Source organism: Pilimelia terevasa (assembly GCF_014647915.1).
In the GTDB taxonomy this organism is placed as follows: domain Bacteria; phylum Actinomycetota; class Actinomycetes; order Mycobacteriales; family Micromonosporaceae; genus Pilimelia; species Pilimelia terevasa.
Genome location: NZ_BMQC01000007.1, coordinates 153,599 through 169,653, shown reverse-complemented (window position 1 = coordinate 169,653; position 16,055 = coordinate 153,599). Strand labels below are relative to the sequence as shown.

General features: G+C 75.6%; 14 protein-coding genes and 1 tRNA gene. 4 read left to right on the top strand and 11 right to left on the bottom strand.

Annotated features, from left to right (window positions below; genetic code table 11):
• The first annotated feature begins 72 nt into the window (after nt 1-72).
• The gene (locus IEY75_RS12000) at nt 73-1,617 is read left to right on the top strand and encodes a dolichyl-phosphate-mannose--protein mannosyltransferase (protein WP_373290261.1); all 1,545 of its coding nucleotides are present in this window, start codon (nt 73-75) and stop codon (nt 1,615-1,617) included.
• 410 nt (nt 1,618-2,027) lie between these two features.
• Nucleotides 2,028-3,179 (top strand): RICIN domain-containing protein, encoded by a 1,152-nt coding sequence (locus tag IEY75_RS11995; RefSeq protein ID WP_189114363.1) that lies wholly within the window; start codon nt 2,028-2,030, stop codon nt 3,177-3,179.
• Between the two features lie 286 nt (nt 3,180-3,465).
• Here the strand turns inward: IEY75_RS11995 and bluB are convergent, their stop codons facing one another.
• The 9 genes from bluB to IEY75_RS11950 form a co-directional block, all read right to left on the bottom strand.
• Nucleotides 3,466-4,110, bottom strand: a complete 645-nt coding sequence (gene bluB / locus IEY75_RS11990; RefSeq protein WP_189114458.1) for a 5,6-dimethylbenzimidazole synthase — start codon at nt 4,108-4,110, stop codon at nt 3,466-3,468.
• Nucleotides 4,111-4,248: 138 nt separating this feature from the next.
• Complete coding sequence (locus IEY75_RS11985; protein WP_189114362.1) at nt 4,249-6,651, bottom strand: M28 family peptidase; 2,403 nt, start codon at nt 6,649-6,651, stop codon at nt 4,249-4,251.
• Nucleotides 6,652-7,204: 553 nt separating this feature from the next.
• Nucleotides 7,205-7,609 carry an MmcQ/YjbR family DNA-binding protein gene (locus IEY75_RS11980; RefSeq protein WP_189114361.1) on the bottom strand — a complete coding sequence of 135 codons (405 nt, stop codon included), beginning with the start codon at nt 7,607-7,609 and terminating at the stop codon, nt 7,205-7,207.
• Between the two features lie 126 nt (nt 7,610-7,735).
• Nucleotides 7,736-7,809: transfer RNA gene (locus tag IEY75_RS11975), tRNA-Ala, on the bottom strand.
• A gap of 59 nt (nt 7,810-7,868) precedes the next feature.
• Nucleotides 7,869-8,639 carry a divisome protein SepX/GlpR gene (sepX, locus tag IEY75_RS11970; RefSeq protein WP_189114360.1) on the bottom strand — a complete coding sequence of 257 codons (771 nt, stop codon included), beginning with the start codon at nt 8,637-8,639 and terminating at the stop codon, nt 7,869-7,871.
• A gap of 137 nt (nt 8,640-8,776) precedes the next feature.
• Entirely contained in the window at nt 8,777-9,451 is a 675-nt protein-coding gene (locus IEY75_RS11965) for a GNAT family N-acetyltransferase (protein WP_189114457.1), read from the bottom strand.
• A 25-nt stretch (nt 9,452-9,476) separates the two neighbouring features.
• A complete protein-coding gene (locus tag IEY75_RS11960; RefSeq protein ID WP_189114359.1) occupies nt 9,477-10,739 on the bottom strand; it encodes a molybdopterin molybdotransferase MoeA in 1,263 nt (420 codons plus the stop codon).
• A complete protein-coding gene (locus tag IEY75_RS11955) occupies nt 10,736-11,704 on the bottom strand; it encodes a UTP--glucose-1-phosphate uridylyltransferase (protein ID WP_189114358.1) in 969 nt (322 codons plus the stop codon). The genes IEY75_RS11960 and IEY75_RS11955 overlap by 4 nt, the downstream gene beginning before the upstream one ends.
• Before the next feature lie 9 nt (nt 11,705-11,713).
• On the bottom strand, nt 11,714-13,888 hold the full coding sequence (locus tag IEY75_RS11950; RefSeq protein WP_189114357.1) for a diguanylate cyclase: 2,175 nt from the start codon (nt 13,886-13,888) through the stop codon (nt 11,714-11,716).
• A gap of 199 nt (nt 13,889-14,087) precedes the next feature.
• Here IEY75_RS11950 and IEY75_RS11945 point away from each other — a divergent pair, with 199 nt between their 5' ends.
• Nucleotides 14,088-14,744 (top strand): 5-formyltetrahydrofolate cyclo-ligase, encoded by a 657-nt coding sequence (locus tag IEY75_RS11945; RefSeq protein WP_189114356.1) that lies wholly within the window; start codon nt 14,088-14,090, stop codon nt 14,742-14,744.
• Nucleotides 14,745-14,793: 49 nt separating this feature from the next.
• Nucleotides 14,794-15,153, top strand: coding sequence for an FmdB family zinc ribbon protein (locus IEY75_RS11940; protein ID WP_189114355.1), 360 nt, complete (start codon nt 14,794-14,796; stop codon nt 15,151-15,153).
• A gap of 79 nt (nt 15,154-15,232) precedes the next feature.
• On the opposite strand, the gene IEY75_RS11935 is transcribed toward IEY75_RS11940, so the two are convergent.
• Both IEY75_RS11935 and IEY75_RS11930 read right to left on the bottom strand, forming a co-directional pair.
• Nucleotides 15,233-15,433, bottom strand: coding sequence for a hypothetical protein (locus IEY75_RS11935; protein WP_189114354.1), 201 nt, complete (start codon nt 15,431-15,433; stop codon nt 15,233-15,235).
• Nucleotides 15,434-15,566: 133 nt separating this feature from the next.
• Nucleotides 15,567-16,043: a DUF2231 domain-containing protein gene (locus tag IEY75_RS11930; RefSeq protein WP_189114353.1), complete on the bottom strand. Its 477-nt coding sequence runs from the start codon at nt 16,041-16,043 to the stop codon at nt 15,567-15,569.
• Between the last annotated feature and the right edge of the window lie 12 nt (nt 16,044-16,055).

Sequence of the window (16,055 nt, the reverse complement as noted above, 5' to 3'; positions counted from 1 at the left end):
CGCCGCCGCCCGGCGACGCCCCGGGGACCGCACGTGCGCCGTCCGGCCCGTCCGGCAGCCTACGATCTCGTGGTGGCACCCGATGAGGCAGTGGACCCGGAGGACGACGCGGCGGCGGTACCCGACGACCGGCCGGCGGTCCCGGAGATCACCCGGCGGCGGCTGACCCCCTACCTGACCGGTGACCGCGGGTACGCCTGGTCCTGGCTGCCCACGCTGCTCGTGGTGCTGGTCGCGGGCCTGCTGCGCACGGTCGGGCTGGCCACGCCCAAAGGCAAGATCTTCGACGAGACGTACTACGCGACCGAGGCGCACGGCCTGCTCACGTACGGCGTCGAGTGGAACTTCGACGAGAACAAGGCCGCGTACGTCGTGCACCCGCCACTGGGCAAGTGGCTGATCGCGGTCGGGGAGCGCCTGTTCGGGTACGACGAGTTCGGCTGGCGGATCGCCGCCGCCGCCGCCGGCACCCTGTCGGTCCTGCTGCTGGTGCGGGTGGCGCGGCGGATGCTGCGCTCCACGGTGCTGGGCTGCCTCGCCGGCCTCCTGCTCGCCCTGGACGGCTTCCACCTGGTGCTGTCCCGCTCGGCGCTCCTGGACATCTTCCTGGGCCTGTTCCTGCTCGCCGCCTTCGCGGCGCTGGTCCGCGACCGCGACGCCCGGCGCGCCCGCTGGCTCGCCGCCCTCGAACGCGGCGCGGACCGGCCCGAACCGGCCGTGCGCGCCTGGCTGCTGCTGGCGGCCGGGCTGCTCGGCGCCGCGACGGCGGTGAAGTGGAGCGGGCTGTTCTTCGCCCCCGCGTTCGCGCTGCTCGTCGTGTGGTGGGACGCCGGCGCCCGGCGCAGCGCCGGCCAGGACCGGCCGTGGCGGCGGGCACTGGTCCGCGACGGGCTGGTGTGGCTGCCGTGGTGCGTGGCGGCCGTCGCGGGTGTGTACCTGCTGGCCTGGTCCGGCTGGCTGCTCACCGACGACGGGTACTTCCGGCACTGGCTGGCCCAGCAGGGCCGGCCCGAGCCGCCGCTGTGGGGCGCCCTGCAGAACCTGTGGCACTACCACTCCGAGGCGCTGCGCTTCCACAGCGGACTCACCAGCCACCACACGTACCAGTCCTGGCCCTGGCAGTGGCTGCTGCTGGGCCGGCCGGTCGCCTTCTACTGGTCGGGCGACGCGGCGTGCGGCGCGTCGAACTGCGCGGCGGAGGTGCTGCTGCTGGGTACGCCGGTGCTGTGGTGGGCGTTCCTGCCGGCGCTGGCGGCGACGACCTGGCTCGGCGTGGCCCGCCGGGACTGGCGGGCGGGCGCGATCCTCGTGGGCGTGGCGGCGGGGATGCTGCCCTGGTTCTACTACGCGGTCCAGGGCCGGACGATGTTCGCCTTCTACGCCCTGCCCGCGGAGCCGTTCCTGGTCCTGGCGCTGTGCTACGCCCTGGGGGCGTGGGTGGGGCCGCGGCCGGCGGGGGCGCCCGGTACGCGCCGGGCGGTGGCGATCGGGGCGGTGGCGGCGTACACCCTGCTGGTGGCGGCGTGTTTCGCCTGGTACTACCCGCTGTACGTCGGCACGTCCATCCCGTACGACGACTGGCAGCTCCGCATGTTGCTGGGCAACCGCTGGATCTGAGGCACCGGCGGATCCTGGGAGGCCGCCGCATCTCAGGGGACCGGGCGGAGGTCACCGGGCACGGCCAGCCGATCGGTCGCGGCGCGTCGAGCCGCGCGACCCGTCCACCGTGGAGAAAGCGGGCGGACATAAAGACGCGCCCCGATCGCCAGCCACGGGGGAAGCGGGCGATAGGGGCGCGCCTAGCTAGTGTAGCGGCGGGTGGCAGCGTTCACAACCGCGGGGTTGGGCGGCGCCGCGGGACCGTCGATCCGCGGCGGGTCGGGCCGATTGCCCGGCGGCGCCCGGGTCGCTGTCGGCCACGGGGCGGCCGGCGCCGCCCGGCCGGCGGCACCGGCTGACGGTGCGCGGGGCGAAGCCGGCGCGTTCCGCCGTTGTGAGGCGGTGGGCGGTGCACCACTATGGGCGCCATGGCCAGCCAGGAACCGACGTCCCCCACTCCCCCGGAGCGGCTGCCCGAGGCTGCGCCCCGGGGCCTGGCCGGGCCGTCCGATCCCCCGCCGGCCGCGTCCGGGCCTTCCGGTTCCCCGCCCTCGGCGCCCGGGTCGCCCGACCCGCAGCCGTCGACGCCGCCGGAGGCGTCCTCGCCTCAGCCGTCGACCTCGGAGGCGCCCGATCCCGAGCCGTCGGCGACGGGGGGGACCGATCCGTGGCCGTCGACGCTCGGGTGGTCCGGTCTCCCGCTGCCCAAGGCCGGGGCGGGCGGCGACATCGGGCGGGCGGCCGTACCGGCACCCCCGGCCGCGGGCGACCCCACCTCCACCAGCGAACTGCCGGCCGTGCCGGCGGATCCGGCGACCGCGACGACGCTGTACGAGTCCCGGGTCGCCCCGCCCCCGCGCCGCCGCCGCGCGGCCGCCGGGAGCAGGGGCAGGGCCGGGCGCGGGAACACGGTGGTCTGGCTGCTGGGCGGGCTCTGCCTGCTGGGCATGGTCGTCGGCGTCACGCTGGCCGCCGGGATCGTCGACATCCAGCCGATCGCGGCCGGCGACGACACCCCGCCGCCGCCGCGGCCGGCGGCCACCACACCGGTGACCGCGGTCCCGACCCGGGCCGGCACGGACCGGTCCGCGGCCCGGCCGACGCCGTCCGCCACCACCCGCACCCCGAGCCCCACCGCCTCGCCGAGCCGGGACACCGCCGTCCCGCCGCGCCGCGACGCCGACCGCACGGGCGCGCTGCGCTCGGTGGCCACCCAGCTCTGCGCCCGCGCCGGCCAGAGCCAGCTCGGCCAGCCGCTGGTCCTGCAGAACCGGTGCGACGACGGCGGCGAGCAGTGGCGGCTGACCCAGAGCGACGGCGAGTTCTCGATCGTCCACGAGCGCAGCGCCCGCTGCCTGGCGACCCGTGCCGGAGCCGCCTCGGTGACGCTGGTCCGGTGCGGGCAGGACGACGCCCAGCGCTGGCGGCTCGGGATCGACGGCACCATTTTCGCGATGGCCAACGTGGCCACGGACCAGTGCCTCGACGTACCGGCGGGCGCCGCGATCGACGGGCTGGTGCTGGTCCAGGTGGCCTGCAACAGCACGGCGGCGCAGAGCTGGCAGCTCGTCGGCGCCTGAGCCGGGCTGTCGGGGCGGCGCGGCCTGGATGGCCGGCGGGTGGGGCGTACGCGTCCGCCCACACCCGCCGGCCAAGGCGCCGTCGGACTCGCCCGTAACCGCCACCACCCGGCGGTCAGGCGCCCGACGGCCGTCTGTGGGGCCGTGCGTTGCCGACCGGACCCATCGGAGCCGGCCGCCCCCGGCTGAGCCAATTCCCCAACGACCACCGGGTGGCCGACGCGCAATCCGGCACCCGGCCGCTGCGCGCCCGCCGGGAGCCCGGCCCGCCGGACCGGCCGGGTCGCTACGCGGGTGCGAGGGGGTAGCCGCCGCCCCAGCGGTCGGCGTGCAGGGCCGCGGCCAGCGGGCGGCGCCGGCGCCAGCCGTGCCGCTCCAGGTCCGGCGCCCCGGCCAGGGCGCTCACCGGCCCCAGGCAGAGCCAGGACACCGGGCGGACCCCGGCCGGGATGCCGAGCAGGTCGCGCAGGTACCCCTCGCGGTAGAACGACACCCACCCGACGCCCAGGCCCTCGGCGGTGGCCGCGAGCCAGAGGTTCTGGATCGCCAGGCAGACCGAGTACAGCCCGGTGTCGGCGATCGCGTGCCGCCCGAGCACGGCCGGCGCCCCGCGCGCGGGGTCGTAGGTGACCACGACGGAGAGCGTGGACTCGCGGATGCCGTCGATCTTGATCCGGCCGAACCGCTCGGCGTCGGCGCCGGTCAGCGTCGCCGCGAACACCTCCCGCTCGGCGCTCACGTGCCGGTGGAAGTCGGCCCGGATCCCGGCGTCGCGGACGACGACGAAGTCCCACGGCTGGGTGAGGCCGACGCTGGGCGCGGCGTGCGCGGCGCCGAGCACCCGGCCGAGCACCTCGTCGGACACCGGCGCGCCGGTGAACTCGCGCCGCACGTCCCGGCGCCGGTGCAGTACGTCGTAGAAGTCGCCCATCGACCCGCCTCTCATCGAGCCGGGCCACTATACGGACCCCGGCCCGACGCACCGCGCAGGAGAGCCCGGCGGCCACCGGGGGGTGGACCGCCGGGCTCTCCCGGCCGTGCGCTTTCTACTGGTGCACCGGGCCGTCGATCAGCCCTGGACCGCCAGCTTGTAGATCGCGGTGATCTGCGCGTTGACCGCGTGGCCCAGGATCACGTCATCGATGTTCTTCATCGTGTCGCACGCCTGGTGGTAGCACGGGTCCCGCGGGGCGTTGGCCTTCTTGCCCCACTTCTGCGCCTGCGCGGCGGTCAGCTTGGCGCTGGCGCCGGCCGCGACGCCGCTGGCCGGCACACCGCCCCGGGTGAACGAGGCGTCGTCCGAGCGGTTGGCACCCTCGGTGTTCTCCTCGGTCTGGATGTTCTTGCTGTCGTAGTACGCCTTGAGCGCCTTCGCGGCCTCAGTGTTGATGTTGTTGATGAAGTAGCCGCCGTTGACCGAGGCCACCATGTCGAAGTTCAGGTAGGCCTTGATCTTCGACTTGCTGGCGCCGAGCTGGTTCACGTAGAACTTCGAGCCGTTCAGGCCCTGCTCCTCGTCGGCCCACCAGCCGAAGCGGAGGTGCTTGGCCATGGCGGGCTTGTTCGCCGCCACCGTCAGCGCGGTCTCCAGGATGGAGGCCGAGCCCGAGCCGTTGTCGTTGATGCCCGGACCCGCCGACACGCTGTCGAGGTGGGCGCCCAGCATCAGGACCTCGTTCTCGTTGCCGCCCGGCCAGTCGGCGATGATGTTCGAGCCGCCGGTGCAGCCCGAGGTGCAGGGCTGGATGACGACGTTGTAGCCGGCGGCCTTGAGCTTGTCGGCCACGTAGTTCATCGAGGCGACGTAGCCCGGCTTGCCGGAGCGGCGGGTGCCGCCGTTCTGGTCGGCGAAGCCCTGGAAGGCCTGCAGGTGCGCCTTCACCTTGGCGGGGTCGACGGTCGGGATGTCCCCGACGCCGCCGGAGTTGCCCGGGGTGGCGCCGCAGGAGTCGCTGCCCTTGACCGTGACCGCGTCCCAGGCCGCCTGGGTGGCCTTGCACTCGGCGCCGCCCGGGAACAGCTCCTTGGCCGCCGCGACGGTCGCCGCGCGGGCCTTGGCGTGGCTCCAGCCGGAGGTCTTGCGCATCAGGCCGGCCATGAAGATCTTGCCGGCCTTCTGGATGCCGATACCGGTGAGCGTCGAGTTGTTGCAGGTCGGGCTCTTGGGCTGGCCGTTGGTCGGGCTGGAGCCCTCGGCGAGCAGGTAGAACCAGTGGTTCTGCGGGCCCGCGCCCTTGTGGACCTCGGGGGCGTTGCCGGTCCAGCAGTTCGGGTCGCCGACCTTCGACGGCTCGTACATGTAGCGGATCGGGCCCTTGCCGACCAGGTCCGGCAGCTCGCCGACCTCGTAGTCCGGCTTGTCGCCGGCGTGGTTGGCGAAGTGCTCGGTCAGCGCGCCGAAGATGTCACCGGTCGACTCGTTCAGGCCGCCGGACTCGTTGCCGCTGCCCGAACCGCCCGGGGTGTTCTGGAAGATGCCGTGGCCGTACTCGTGGCCGACGACGTCCATGTTGGTGAGCTGGCGCTTGTTGTCCTGCGAGTGGCCGAAGTTGGTGAACTGGCCGTTCCAGAACGCGTTGACCTGCGACAGGCCGACCCGCGCCGGGAATCCGCGGCCGCTGCCGTTGATGCCGTCGCGCCCCAGCCACTCCTTGAGCATGTCCCACTCTTTGGCCGCCGCGAACATCGCGTCGGAGCAGCCCGAGGGGCCGTCCATGCCGCCGCCGTTGCCGAAGTTGCCGCCGCTGATCGAGAACGGCTGGCCGCCCTGACCGCCGCAGGCCAGGCCGCTGCGCTTGGAGTCGGTGACCGAGCTGGACATGCCCGCGTGGTCCTGCTTGCCGTAGTAGGCGCCGGTGCCGGTGGCCTCCCGGACCTCGTCCCAGCTCTTGTCCTTGAGGACCCGGCCGGACCTGGCGTCCACGAGGACGTGCAGGCGGGACGGGGCGCCCGCGGCGGTGGTGCCCTCGACCAGCACCTCGTAGGCCAGCCGGCCGGCGCCGTCGGCGAGGACGACCAGCTCGGCCTTGCCGGCCGCGTCGACCTTGGCGAGCTGGCGCCGGGCGGTGCCGACGGCCGCGGCGGCGGAGACACCGGCGCGCGTCGAGCGGACCGACAGCTCCGACTTCTGCGCGACCCAGGTGCTCAGCACCTCGCCCTTGCTGTTGGTGACGATGACCGAGTCGCCGCCGAGCACGCGCAGGCCCTTGTGGGTCCGCTCGTAGGCGACGTACTGGAGCTCGGCGCCCGGCAGTACGGACTGCTGCGCGAAGACATCGTCGTCCGACTTGAAGAACGTGTCGGGGTCATTCGAGATGAGCTGGTCCGCCGCGGAGGCGGCCACCAGCGCGGGCGGCGGGGACGTGGGTGCAGCGACGCCGAGGGTGTCGGCGTAGCCGGCTTGGGCGGTGAGGGCGACGGCGCCAGTAACGGCGACAGCCGCTCCGGCAGCCCACGCGACCTTGCGCTTCACGGGCGCTCCTTCGTGGGGGTGGAGTTCCCACCGGAGGGCCGGGGCGCCACCGAGGTGGTCGTCCCGCTCCGATGGGCGACAGCGGATCCGCGCTGCGTGCCGGGCGCCGGGGCGCCCCGCCGTTCCGGCGCGGAATTGGGGTACTGCCGCCGGTCGCCGCGGGCCGGCCGCCTCCGCGATGTGAGGCAACCAACACTCGGTGGCCGAGTAACTCGGAGTAAAGGCGATCGCTAACCGGGAGTCAACCCTGTCGATAGAGAAAGTTGCCGATGCAGCAATGCTCCGCCGCAGGCCCTACCCGCCGTGCCGGACCGCGAACTGTGTGCGACCTGCATCACACCTCAGACGGCCCGCAACCTGGGCACACTCGTCGAAGCGGTCAGAAGATCATCGATGCACCGTCCTGCCCGGTCCGGCGAGCCGCATCGGGTACGCGCGGCGGCTGATCCGGTCCGAACGGCCCCCCTCGCCCGCGGGGCGAATGCCCCGTCGCGCGACGATCGGGATCCCCCGCCGACGCCAGGTGATCGCGGCGGATGTCCGGGTGCCGGGGTCAGTCCCCGTCGCCGCGGGCGTCGAGGACGGCGACCCTGCGCGGGCCCGCGGTGCGCCGGTAGCTGGCGTCGAGCAGCTCGCCGACCTCGTCCCAGTCGGTGTCCGCGGTCAGGTCCAGGCCGATCCAGCCGTACGCGCCCAGGTACGCGGGCACGTAGCAGCGCTCGTCCGCCAGCAGGACCGCGCGCTCCCCGGGCTCGACCAGGACGAGCACCGACTGCTCGTGCTGCCGGTAGGTCCCGTCGACCTTCACCGACCCGCCGTAGTAGGCGAACACCTTCGTCGTGAAGAAGGCCGGATGCCCGTGCGAGATCTTCTCCGCCGCGCCGGGGAAGCCGTGCGCGAGCGCGCGGACGCGGGCCAGCAGCGGGTCCGCGTCATCGAACATGAGGGGATGCGCCATGCCCGAGGATAAGCACAGGGCTGCCGTCGGAAGGCCATAGGAGAGTCGGGCGAGCCTGAACCGCTTCGCGCGCCTTGGTCACGATGTGGCCCAGTGGATCTCGACAGACCCCTGACCGGGTAAAAGTGGAGCTGAGGGGATTTGAACCCCTGACCCCCTCGATGCGAACGAGGTGCGCTACCGGTCTGCGCCACAGCCCCTGGAACGACGAAATCGTAACAGGCGCCGCCCCCGCCCTCCGGCACCACCCCTCGGTGGCTCAGCCGAGCCGCCCGCCGGCCCGGCGCGCCTCGTACGCCTGCCCCCGCACCCCGCTGCGGTGCGGCGGCGGCCGGTACGACACCGTCTCCCCCACCGCGGCCGGCAGCTCCGGCGCCGCCACGCCCAGGGCGCTGCGCCGCATCGCCTCGCGGCGGGCCGCGGCGCGCTTGGCCGCCGCCCGGCGCTCGGCCGCCCGGCGCTCCTGCTCCTCGCGGACCTCCGCCTGGCGGGCGGCCAGCCACGCGGCCTCGCGCGCCGCGGCCCGGCGGCGGCGGCGCTCGCGCAGCGCGCGGTTGCGCAGGTGGGCCAGGTACACGCCCAGCAGCGCGCCGGTGGCGCCGAGGCCGACCCAGAAGCCGGGGCCGACCGTGGCCACGCCGACGGCCTCCACGATGTTGAGGCCGACCAGGACGGCCAGGACGCGGCGGCGCCGGTACATCGCGCGGTCGCCCGGCGGGGGCCGGTGGCGGGTGCGGCGGCGGGCCGGGAGTGCGCGCAGGCGGGCGAGCAGGCGCAGACCGGTACGGGTGGCGCCGGACCCCCCGCCCGGGTGACCTGCCGTCACCGCCAGCCACCGCGGCGGGTTGATCGGGAGGCGGCCGGGCACAGTGCGCCGACGGCGGTGGCGGTCCAGCACCCGCGCCGTCGACAGCGCCCGCTCCGCGACCAGCCGCTCGGTGGCGTCGTACCGGCGGACCAGGGCCGGGGCGAGCGCGAGCAGGCCGGCCGCGGTGAGGACGGCGAGGAGCACCGAGGTCGGCACCCTCACCCCTTCCGTTCGACCCGTATCGTCCACCGGCGCCCGGCCGCGGGAGGCGGCGACGGCGCGTCGGCGAATCACCCGTCAGGTGCGAGGCTACGGCCGGCCGCCGGTGCCCGCCCGGCGCCACGCGGTGGTCGCCGTGATCATTTGATCTCGGCGGGACCCGGTCCGGTGTCCGCCCGGTCGCGGGTCCGGCGCCAGCGGGCGAGCAGTCCGCCCTCGTCGTGCAGGTCCTCGGTGGTGAGGGCGTAGCCGACGTGGTCGCGCCACGCGCCGTCGATGTGCAGGTACCGCGGGTGGTGCGCCTCCTCGCGGAAACCCAGCTTCTCCACCACGCGGCGGCTGGCGGTGTTCTCGGGGCGGATGTTGACCTCGACGCGGTGCAGGCCGCCCGGGCCGAAGGCGTGGTCGACGGCGAGCGCCAGCGCGGTCGGCATGACGCCGCGCCCGGCGACCCGGTGGTCGACCCAGTACCCGGCGAACGTGGAGCAGAACGCCCGCCGGACGATGTTGCCGAGGTTGAGGTGCCCGACGAGGCGCTCGCCGCCGTCCTCGCGGAGGCAGACGGCGAAGGTCATGGCGTCGCCCCGCAGGCCGGCCCGGCGCTGCGCGGTGTGGACGAGGCGGAAGCCGGCGGCCGAGTTGGCGTCCGCCCAGGAGCGGGGCGGGGTGGGCTCCCACGGGGTGAGCCACTGCTCGTTGCGGCGGCGCAGCGCGACCCAGGCGTCGGCGTCGGCGCGCTGGTAGGGGCGCAGCAGCACCCCGTCGGCGCCCAGCACGGCGGGCCAGCCGGGAACCGGGCGCCGACGCACCATCATCATGCTCCACCCACCGCCGGTCAGGTCACCGGCGGCGGTTGAGCAGGAGCACGTCCACGGTGGAGCCCGCGGTGGCGCTGGTGACCCGCTCGCCGAGGACGAGCAGCCCGTTGGCCTCGGCCAGGCCGGCCAGCGTGTACGGGCCGCCGGCCAGGGGCTGCACGGTGTACCCGCCGCCGCGGCGTTCGGCGACGTGCGCGGGCCGGAACTCGCGCAGGCCGGGCGGCGAGGACAGGGTGTCGAGCAGGTGGGCGCGGACGCTGGGCCGGAACACGGGCTCGGCGCCGCCGAGGAGCTGGATCGCGGGGCGGGCGAGGACCTCGAAGCCCACCAGCGCGGTGCCGGGGTCGCCGGGCAGGCAGATGACCGGTACCTCCTCGGCGCCGACGGTGCCGAAGCCCAGGGCGGTGCCGGGGAACAGCGCGACGTCGGTGAACGAGACGTCGCCGCGGTTGCCCTCCCACCGGGAGAGGATCCGGCGGACCATGTCGCCGGGGCCGGTACCGGTGCCGCCGGTGGTGACGATCAGGTCGGAGCGCAGGGTCTGGTCCTCCAGCAGGCCGCGCAGGGCCTCGGGGTCGTCGTCGCAGATGCCGACCCGGTACGCCATGGCGCCGGCCTCGACAGCGGCGGCGGCCAGGGCGTGGGAGCTGGCGTCGACGACCTGGCCGGGCTGGCTGACCCGGCCGACGTCGACGAGTTCGTCCCCGGTGGCGATGATGACCACCCGGGGGCTGGGGCGGACGACGACGTGGCCGAGGCCGGTGGCGGCGAGGACGGCGACGAGCGCCGAGTTGACCTCGGTACCGGCCCGCGCGAGCCTGGTCCCGGCGGCGAACTCCTCCCCCGCGCGGCGGATGCCGTGGCCGCGTTTGGGGATCTGCCGGATCTCGACGGCGGCCATGCCCTGGTCGGTCCAGCCGGCGGGGACGACGACGTCGGCGCCGTGCGGCAGCGGCGCGCCCGCGGCGACGGAGAAGCAGGTGCCGGGCGTGAGCCGGACGGGCCGCCAGCTTGCGGCGCCGATGTCGCCGACGACGTTGAGCCGCACCCGCTGCGGGCCGCTGAGGTCCTCCAGCCGGGCGGCGTACCCGTCGATGGCGGCGTGGTCGAACGCCGGGTAGTCGTGCGGGGCGAGGACGTCCTCGGCGAGCACGTTGCCGTACGCCTGGGTGAGGTCGAGGTCCAGGGGCGGCAGGGGGCGCAGTTGGCGCAGCACGCTGCCGAGGTAGTCGGCGAGCGGGGTCGGCTCGGTGGCGGCGAGCGCGGGCTCGGCCGTCGACGTCATCCGGTGGTCCCCGCGTCGCGGGCCAGGAAGTCGCCCAGCCAGGCGCGGAACTCGCCGCCGAGGTCGGGGTGCTGGCAGGCCAGGTCGACCACCGTCTGGAGGTACCCCAGCGGCAGTCCGGTGTCGTACCGCCGGCCGCGGTAGACGATCCCGTGCACCGGTGCCCCTTCCGCCAGCATCAACGCCATCGCGTCCGTCAGTTGAATTTCACCACCGCTGCCGGGCTTGGTGCGGCGGATTGCGTCGAAAATTCCGGCAGGAAGCACATAACGCCCGACGACGGCCAGGTTGCTCGGCGCCTCCTCGGGGTGCGGTTTCTCCACCAGACCGGTCACCCGGACCACCTCGCGGCCCTCGGCCAGCCCCGCCTCGGGCTCGGTGACCGACGCGATGCCGTACCGGTCGGTCTCCTCCTGCGGCACCTCGATGAAGGCCAGCACTATCCCCCCGGTGCGGGCCTGGATCTGGAGCATGTCGGGCAGCAGCGGGTCGTCCTTGGCGACGAACTCGTCGCCGAGCAGGACGGCGAACGGCGCGTCGCCGATGTGCGACTCGGCGCAGGCCACGGCGTGGCCCAGGCCCAGCGGCTCGGCCTGGCGGCAGGTGAAGATGTCGGCGATCTCGCTGGTCGCGCGGACGGCGTCGAGCCGGGCGGTGTCGCCCTTGTCGGCGAGCCGCGACTCCAGGTACGGCTGGCGGTCGAAGTGCTCCACCATCGAGGTCTTGCCGCGGCCGGTGACCAGCAGGACGTTGGCGAGGCCGGCCGCCGCGGCCTCCTCCACGATGTACTGGAGGACCGGCCGGTCGACGACCGGCAGCAGCTCCTTGGGCACGGCCTTGGTCGTCGGCAGGAACCGCGTCGCCATCCCCGCGGCCGGGATGACGGCCTTGACCGCCGGCCGCCCGGCGGCGGCGGGTGCGCCGGCGGTTTCCGTTGCGCTGACGTCCGTGCTGTGCTCCGACATGCCCCGAGACTATCGGCCGGGCGGCGGCGTCGCCGGGTGTGGCTCGCCCGGCGCGCCGCGCCCGCCGGCGGCGGCCGCGGCCGGCTCCTCGCCCGCGGGGCGCCGCGGCCGGGCCGGCACGGCCGGGCGGGCGGCCCCGGCCAGGCGGTACGTGTCGCGCCCGCCGGACTTGGCGGCGTACAGGGCGCGGTCGGCGACGTCCAGCAGTTCGCCGGTGGACGCGGCGTGCGCGGGGAACACGGCGATGCCGACGGAGGTGGTCACCGGGATCCGGACCGCGCTGCCCGGGGTCCGGCCGGCGACGGTGACGGGGGTGTCGCGGATGAGCGCGCCGAGGCGCTGGGCGACGACCTCGCCGCCGGCCCGGTCCGTCTCGGGGAGCAGGACGACGAACTCCTCGCCGCCCTGCCGGAACACCGCGTCCACCTCGCGCACGCCGAGCCGCAGCCGCCGGGCGAACTCCACCAGCACCGCGTCGCCGGCCCGGTGCCCGTACGTGTCGTTGATCCGCTTGAACCGGTCGATGTCCAGCGCCAGCGCCGTCAGCGTGCGGTCGAAGCGGGTGGCGCGCTCGACCTCGCGGTGCGCGGCCTCCTGGAGGTACCGGTAGTTCCACAGGCCGGTCAGCGGGTCGGTCAGGGAGAGCCGGTGCGCCTCCTCGTGGGCCCGGACGTTGTCGACGGCGACGGCGGCCTGGCCGGCGAACGTGCGCAGGGTGCTCAGGTCGGCGTCGTCGAACTCCTCCGCGCCGAGCCGGTCGTACACCGCGAGCAGGCCGGCGGTGCGCCGGGCCGGGGCCGCGCCGGCCGCCTCGTCGCCGACGGTGGCGCGCAGGGCGAACGGTACGGCGACGTAGCTGCGGCAGCGCGGCTCGGTCGGCGACAGCGCCGGCACCCCGCCGGCCACCCGGCCGCGGCGGGGGACGCCGGTGGCGGCGACGACGCCCAGCACCCCGGCCCCGGGGCTGACCCGCAGCCCGGCGACGCCGTCGGCGACGGCCTCGGGCAGCCGGGTGGCCAGGCCCTCGCCGCACTTGCCGAGCAGGGTGTCCCCGTCGTCGGCGAGCAGCACCACGCCGGCCTGCGCGCTGGTCGCGGCCATCGCCGTCTGGAGGATCACGCGCAGGATCCGGTCCAGGTCGTGGGTGCTGGACAGGGTGTCGCCGAGGATCTCCAGGTGGCCCCGGAGCTGGTCGCGGCTGGCGGTGAGGGCCTGGACGTACGCCTGGGTCTCGCGGGTCATCCGGTTGAAGGTGGCGGCGAGCCGGCCGACCTCGTCGGAGCCGCCGGCCGGCACCCGGGCGGCGAGGTCGCCGTCGGCGAACCGGTCGGCCGCGGCCGCGAGGGTCGCCAGCGGGCGGGTGGTGTTGCGGGCGAGCCAGGCGGCGAGCGCGACGGCCAGGCCGGCGGTCAGGACGACGACGCCGACCAGGGCCGCGTAGGTGCCGGCGGGGCTGGCCCGCGGGACCGACAGGAGCAGGTGCAGCGGCTGGCCGTCGCCCGGCCCGACCCGCCGGACGTACCGCTGCCCGTCGGCGGTGGACGCGTCGCGGTCGCCGGTGTACCGCTCCCCCGCCGCCAGGACGCCGCGGCGGGCGCCGGTCGGTTCGGTGCTGTGCCCGGCCCCCGCACCCCCGGCGGCGTCGAGGCGGAGCTGGGTGACGGCGGCGCCGCTGGCCGCGGCCAGCCGGGCGACGAAGTCCCGGTCGACCGCCGCGGCGACGGTGACCGTGCCGAGGGCGGCGCCGCTGTGGGCCCGCAGCTCGACCTGCGCGGCCAGCGCGGCGTACCCGCCGGACACGGCCGCCCCGGCGGCCGGCTCGCCGTCGCTGCCGGCGCAGGCGACCCACGGCTGGGCGGGCGGCTGCGGGGTACTGAGGGTGACCAGACCGGTGGCGTCGTTGACCTGTACGGCGCTGCCCAGGCCGGCCCCGAGCACCTGCTCGGCGGCGGCGGCGCGGGAGTCGGCGTCGGGGACGATGGCGACGGCGCTGGCGGCGGCGTAGAGCTGGCGGCACATGGCGCGCACCGAGGTCACGACTGCGCCGGTGGCCCGGTCGAGCTGCTCGGTGCCGCGCTGGCTGGCGACCGCCCCGACCGTCGCGGCGGCGACCAGCGCGCCGAGCAGCACGGGGCCGAGCACGACCGCGAGGAACGCCGTGGTCAACCGCGTTCGCAGGCTCATGGCCCAGACCTCCGCAGGAGCGACGGCGGGGCCGACCCGGTCCGGCCGCGTCGCCGTAGGCTGCGCCCGTCGGGATCCGGGCGCGACCCGCCCGCCACGGCAGCGTGGTCAGGGGGCGGCCGGGGGAGGTCCGCCCGTGGGTCGGCAGTGATGCTTGCACAGAGGACGGCATCTGGCCGTCTTCGGACAGGAGTGTTCCGTGTCTGACTTTTCAGATAAACCGGATTTAACGGCGAAGGTTACGCTTCGTACGTCACTGCTGGCGCGCCGCCGCGCGTTGTCCCCCGGCGCGCGGGCGGCGGCCGACGCCGCGGTCGGCCGGCACCTCGCCGCCCTGCTGTCCGCCCGCCGGCCCGCGTGTGTCGCCGCGTACGCCCCGCTGGGCGGCGAGCCCGGCGGCCCGGGCCTGCTCGACGCGGTCCGGGCGGCGCTGCCGGGCGCGACGGTGCTGCTGCCCGTCCTGCTGCCGGACCTCGATCTGGACTGGGCAGCCTGGGACGGGCACCCGCTGTCCGCCGCGGCCCGCGGACTGCGCGAGCCCGCCGGTACCCGCCTCGGGCCGGCCGGCATCCGCGCCGCCGCGCTGGTCGTCGTCCCCGCGCTGGCGGTCGACCGGCACGGGTACCGGCTCGGCCGCGGCGGCGGCTCGTACGACCGGGCACTCGCGCGGGTGACCGCCCCGACCGTCGCGCTGCTGCACGACGGCGAGCTGCGCGCGCGCCTCCCGCGCGAGCCGCACGACCGGCCCGTCACCGCGGCGATCACCCCGTCGGACGGCGTGACCCGGCTGGACGGAAGCCGCGCCGATGGCGCACTATTGGCACTCGACGACGAGGAGTGCCAGGACGGGCGGTGAACCGGCCCGTCCCGGTGGGCGCCGGACGCCCGCGGAACACGGAGGAATCGTGCCCACCTACCAGTACGCCTGCACCGCGTGCGGCCACCAGTTCGAGGCGGTCCAGTCCTTCAGCGACGCGGCGCTGACGCAGTGCCCGGAGTGCGCCGGAAAACTGCGCAAGCTGTTCTCGGCGGTGGGCGTGGTCTTCAAGGGCTCCGGCTTCTACCGCAACGACGCGCGGGCGGGCACGGGGTCGAAGGCGAAGCCCGAGGGCGGCAAGTCCGAGGGCGGCAAGTCCGAGGGGGCCAAGCCCGCGGACAAGCCGGCCAAGTCCGGTGACGGCGCCACCTCGAAGGCCGGCACGTCCTCCGGCGCCGCCAGCTCCGGCACGGCCGGCTCCGGCGCCGCGAAGACCGCGAAGTCCTGACCCGGGCGACCTGACCCCGTGCACTACGGCGGCGTCTGATCGGGCGACTGCCGCCCGGTGGGGCCGGATCCGCCTGCGGCTAGTCCCAGTGCGGGGGGCGCTCGGCGAGCAGCCAGGCGTCGTCGCCGCGGTGGAAGTCGCCCCAGCCGCGGTCGGTGTCGTCGCCGGTCTGCTCGGGCAGCAGCGGCAGGTCGTCGTCGACCAGGTCGACGACCCGGTCGGCATCGCCACCCGCGTCGAGACCGCCGCCCTGGACACCGGCCGCATCCGTGTACTCCACGGGCGTCAGCGTACCGGCGCGCGTCACCGGGGCACATGCCCCGATGGGCGCAGCCGCGCCGCCCCTGATGGGCGCAACAGCACCGCCCCCGGTGGGCGGGCCACGCCGCCCCGGACGGGTGCGGCCGCGCCGCTCAGCCCGCCCCGCCCCAGACCGCCTCGGCCCCGGAGTGGCCGGCGCGGACGAAGAAGTACAGCGACGTTGCCGCCAGGACCACCACCAGCGCGGTGCCCACGTGGGCGAGCCAGCGCGGCGGCCCGCCCTGCGGCGCCGCCGCCCACCGGCGGTGCAGGAGGAGCAGGCCCGCGACGATGAGCGCCAGCAGCACGCTGGACCACAGCGAGAGGACGCCGAACTGCTGGTGGTCCAGCATCCGGTCGCGGGCCGGCCCGGCCGGCAGCCGGGACAGGAACGCGTTGCCCGACAGCACCGCGGTCAGCGCCGTCACCGGCGAGCCCACCGCGAGCAGCGCCACCAGCCAACCCAGGTGGGCGCGGAACCGCGGGAGCACCGCATAACCGATCGCCGCCAGGCAGAACAGCGGCCCGAAGACGACCGCCGCGTGCACCATCAGCGGGTGCGCCGGAATGCCGAGGACCTCGTCGAACACGGCCGCCTCCTG